General features: G+C 56.1%; 3 protein-coding genes. All 3 read left to right on the top strand.

Annotation, left to right across the window (positions count from 1 at the left end; genetic code table 11):
* A partial coding sequence (locus C2134_RS10915) for an ATP-binding cassette domain-containing protein (RefSeq protein ID WP_146042136.1) occupies window positions 1-1,095 on the top strand: 1,095 nt, incomplete at its 5' end.
* A gap of 548 nt (window positions 1,096-1,643) precedes the next feature.
* The gene (locus C2134_RS10910) at window positions 1,644-4,226 is read left to right on the top strand and encodes a TonB-dependent receptor (RefSeq protein WP_103319966.1); all 2,583 of its coding nucleotides are present in this window, start codon (window positions 1,644-1,646) and stop codon (window positions 4,224-4,226) included.
* A 187-nt stretch (window positions 4,227-4,413) separates the two neighbouring features.
* Window positions 4,414-4,946, top strand: a 533-nt coding sequence (locus tag C2134_RS10905; RefSeq protein ID WP_103319968.1) for a hypothetical protein, incomplete at its 3' end; no start/stop codon positions are given.

The following is a 4,946-nucleotide window of genomic DNA, read 5'->3' as shown; positions in this document are numbered from 1 at the left end:
GCCGATCTGCAAAAGAAGCACGGCATGTCGGTGCTGTTCATCACCCATGATTTGGGGGTGGTGGGCGAGTTCGCCGATGAAGTGATCGTGATGCGCCACGGCGTGATCCGCGAGCAGGGCTCGGTGAAGCAGATCTTCGAAGACCCGCAGGACGCCTACACCAAGGCGCTGCTGTCGTGCCGGCCGCACCTGGACCGCCGCCCGACCCGGCTGGCGGTGATCGACGACTTCCTCAAGCCGGAACCGTATGTCGAGCCGCCGCACCGCGAGCGCGGCTACGCGGCGGGCGACGAGATCGTGCTGGACGTGCAGGGTTTGTGCAAAAGCTTCGACATCCGCGAAGGCCTGTTCGGCAAGCGCCAGTTCCACGCGGTGAAGGACGTGTCGTTCCAACTGGCGCGCGGCAAGACCTTGGGCATCGTCGGCGAATCCGGCTCCGGCAAGACCACGGTGGGGCTGACCCTGGTGCGGCTGCACCAGGCCACCGGCGGCAAGGCGCTGTTTCATGGCAAAGACCTGATCGGGATGAGCGCCAAGGAATTCCACGCCTACAAGAAGCGCATCCAGATCATCTTCCAGAACCCTTACGCGTCGCTGAACCCGCGCTTCACCGTGGAGCAGATACTGACCGAACCGATGCTGCTGCACGGCATCGGCCAGGACGCCGGGCAACGCCGCCGCCTGGCGCAAGACCTGCTGGACAAGGTGGGCCTGCCGGCCGGCGCCTTAGCCAAGTATCCGCACGAGTTCTCCGGCGGCCAGCGCCAGCGCATCGCCATCGCGCGCTGCCTGACGCTGAAGCCGGAAGTGCTGATCTGCGACGAATCGGTGTCGGCGCTGGACGTGTCGGTGCAGGCGCAGGTGCTGAACCTGCTGCAGGACCTGCAGGACGAGTTCAAGCTGTCCTATCTGTTCATCTCGCATGATCTGGCGGTGGTGAAGCACATCTCCGACCAGGTGCTGGTGATGAATAAAGGCCAGGTGGTGGAACAGGCGGACGCGGATGTGATCTATCGCGCGCCGCAGGACAGCTACACCAAGAAGCTGCTGGGGGCGATCCCGCAAGGCTGGAGCGCGGCGGCGGTGCCGGCCTAGCGCGAGAGCCTGCTGCGATTCAGACCAACCGGCCCTGCGGGGCCGGTTTTGTTTTTACTGATTGTGGAACGGCATTGGCTCCAGCAGTCAAACAGTTGTTTCAATTTTATCATTACACGCATGAGTAAAATTGATTTAATCAGTAAGCATTAACTTGCTTAAGTTCGCCGTGTAAATATTTTTTTGCAAAAAAACAACATTTCTTTCGCTATGGCGACGCTAACAGTCATGGTTGCGACGCACTCTGGATGTGTCACATAGACGAAAATTAATGACTCAACAACCAGTCTATTTGCCCATGCGCCGTGCATTTTCATTGCTATGGCATTTTGTCCGGAGCTGGGAAAAGTAAGGCCTGTTAAGTTAATGATTTGTGCTTGTTTGTAACTTATTGTGACGATGCATTTCAATTGTTGACAGTAAATTCGGGCTCTTCACACACTCAAAACATAGCCCGCACGCATTGAGCGCGGCTTCGCACTGCCCGTCATGCCGGCAACCGAACCGGCAGGCGGCGCTTGGGAAATAGAGTGAAGGAGAGTTCCGTGATGAAGAAAAACAAGCTGGCGATGGCGCTGGCTGTCATTGGCATCGGTGCGCATGCGCCGTTGTCGTTTGCCGATAGTTCGGGCGAATTGGACCGGGTGGAAGTCACCGGCTCCAATATCAAGCGCAGCATCAAGCAGGAGAAAGCGCTGCCTGTAACGATTGTCCGTACAGAAGAAATGACCAAGCAAGGTTTCACAACAGTGGAGCAAGTGGTCAATTCCTTGTCCAGCAACCAGTCGGGGACCGTGGCCGCATCTTCTGTTCAATCGGTAAGCGGCGGGGCCTCTTATGCGAGCCTACGCGGCTTGGGTGCTCAATATACCTTGGTTTTGCTGGATGGCCGCCGCGTCGCCAGTCAGGCAATTTCTGGCATCGCCACCGACTTGAATGCCATTCCTCTTGCAGCAATCGACCGGATCGAAGTGTTGCGGGATGGCGCATCGGCCTTGTATGGAACTGATGCCATTGGCGGCGTGATCAACTTCATCACCAAGAAAAATTTCAAAGGCCTGACTATTACGGGTGAATACCAGCAGCCCCAGCATAACGGAGGCAAAAACGGCAATGTCAGCATTCTGGGTGGAGCGGGGGACTTGGCTAAAGACGGCTGGAACGTCTATGGCTCTTTGTCGTATCAGAAGATCGACAAAATCACCACGCTGGATCGGCCATTTGCATACGAGAATCTCACCGCCGATAACTTGAGTGGACGGGTGTTTCCTTCAAACTTCACTTACAAGGGCCAGGCCTATAACCCTACGGCACCCAACTGCAAGCCGCCGTATGCCTTGCCTCTGGGCAGCAATGCTTGTGGTGAACAGGCCAACCTTTTCATGGACCTGACGCCGGATGTCGAACAGCTTTCAGCTCTGGCGAAAGCGAGCAAGCAAGTCGGCGATCATACTTTCTCCTTGCAGTACATGGGGACGAGGAATATTAGTACCACACATATTTCTCCAACTCCGCTTAGCAAGATCGCAACGCTTAATCCGGGCGATAAATACTATCCGACTACCCTGCCGGATGGCACGCCTACAGATGGCAGTCCTGTAGTGTTGAATGCCCGCGCTGATCCACTGGGGCCACGTACCACGAAAAGCACTTCCGATACACAGCGTCTCGCATTCAATGCTGAAGGCCTGTTGGCGGACTGGGATTATCGTGGCGGTTTTGCGTATTCGCAAAACCGCACTGTGATCAATTTTAATAGCGGCTATGTCAATAGTTCACTCATTGGTCCGGCATTTGTAGACGGGATTATTAATCCCTTTGGCGATTCACCTGCAGGTGCCTGGCAAAGCGTGCAGCTGACGGGAGATGGCTGGATCGCAAAATACGCAACTACTCTGGCCGATTTCAAGGTGAGCAAGGAGTTGTTTGATCTGCCTGCCGGTAAGCTGGCGGCGGCGTTCGGCGTGGATATGCGTCACGAGAGCCTGGATAGCCAGATTCAGGATCTAGCCCAGTATGCCGAGGGGTCGGGGATCGCCAACTCACAGTCGACCAGCGGCAGCCGTAATGTCAAGGCCCTGTATGCCGAGGCGGACGTCCCATTGCTGAAGAACCTCGATGCCCAGTTGGCGGCTCGTTATGACCATTACTCTGATTTTGGCGGTTCGTTTAATCCCAAGATCGCCATCAAATATCAGCCATCGAAGCAGCTGATGTTCCGCAGTTCCGCTAGCAAGGGGTTCCGCGCGCCATCGCTTTACGATGTCTATATGCCGAATAGCAAGACATACACTGCTGCCAAATTCAATGATCCGGTTCGATGCCCTAATGGCAAGCCGGCAAATGGCGGTAATCAGGTCGATGATTGCAACACCCAGTTCATGGTCATGCAAGGCGGGAACCAAAATTTGTCGCCTGAGAAGGCTTCTTCGCTCAGCTTTGGCATGGTGCTGGAGCCTACCAGCAACATAACGGCTAGCGCCGATTTTTGGTGGACCAATGTCAAGGATGTCATTAGCACGCTTGACCCCAGCACTATATTTGGCAATCCCAGTAAGTATGCCAACCTATTTGTACGTAACCCCGATGGTTCTTTGAACTATGTTCTTACGAATACGCAGAACCTTGGTTCGCTTAGCGCGTCGGGTGTGGATCTGAGCTTGTCATTCCGACTTCCTGCCACACGCTGGGGCAATTTCGGTGTCACCCTGGACGGCACTTACACATCCAAGTACACCATGCAACTTGAGCCGGGTGGGGAATATCACAGTACACTAGGCGGTTGGTATGAAGGTTATTTGCCTACTTTGCGTTGGAAGCATAGCCTGAACTTCAGCTGGAACCGCGGCCCTTGGAGCGCCTTGCTGGTGCAGAACTATTCTTCCGGTTATACCGACCAGAACTCCAATCCGGATGGTTCGCAGCACAATGTCCGCCCCTATTCAAACTGGAATGCCTCAGGTACTTATGTTTGGGACAAAAAACTGTCTCTGACAGCAGGGGTGAAGAACCTGTTTGATCAGAAGCCGCCTTTCAGCAACCAGACCAGTACTTTCCAATATGGTTACGACCCTGTACTGGCTGACCCGGTGGGCCGCGCCTACTTCCTGAAGGCGTCGTACAAACTGTAGCGTTTGGCTATTGTATTTAGTTTGCAGCTATAGCATTCTGTCATGGGTAGTAAGCCCAAGTAGTAGGTGCCAAAGGATGCGGTGCCTCGCATCCATCTGGTATGGTAATCCGTCGGCGAGTCCGGGCGTTTCTGCCCACAAGGTGGCAATGTCCGGCTTGCCGGTTTTTAAAGAGTGGGTAACCCATATGACTAGTATCACAGCCAAAGGGGTAGGAGGACCTCCGCCGCGCCGACGATTCGCCGGTCTGGCCGGGGTGATCATATTCCACGCCGTGCTGATCTACGCGCTGGTGACCGGCTTGGCCCAGGGCGTGGTGAAGGTGATCCAGCAGAAGGTGGAAGTGTCGGTGATCAGCGAACCGCCACCGCCACCGCCGCCACCGCCGCCGAAGATCGAAAAAGTGGTGCAGCAGCCGACAGCGCCGAAACCGCAGGCCTATGTGCCGCCAGTGGTCAATCCGCCGCCGATGGTGCAATCGCAGAACGCGATCCAGTCGGTGACCGCCGATCCGACGCCGCAACCGGCGCCGACGCCGGCGCCGGCAGTGGAAGCGCCGAAAGGCCCGGTGTCCGCCAAGGCCAACTGCAGCCATCTGGAATCGCCGGAATACCCGTCCAAGGCCCAGGAAGACGAAATCCAGGGCGTGGTGAACGTGGTGTTCAGCGTCGGCGCCAGCGGCAAATACAGCGGCGACGCCAGCTTCAATTTCAGCGGCGA

It is taken from the genome of Chromobacterium sinusclupearum (assembly GCF_002902845.1).
GTDB classification, from domain to species: Bacteria; Pseudomonadota; Gammaproteobacteria; order Burkholderiales; family Chromobacteriaceae; genus Chromobacterium; species Chromobacterium sinusclupearum.
The sequence above is the reverse complement of the archived record's forward strand: the minus strand, read 5'-3'. Positions and strand labels throughout refer to the sequence as shown.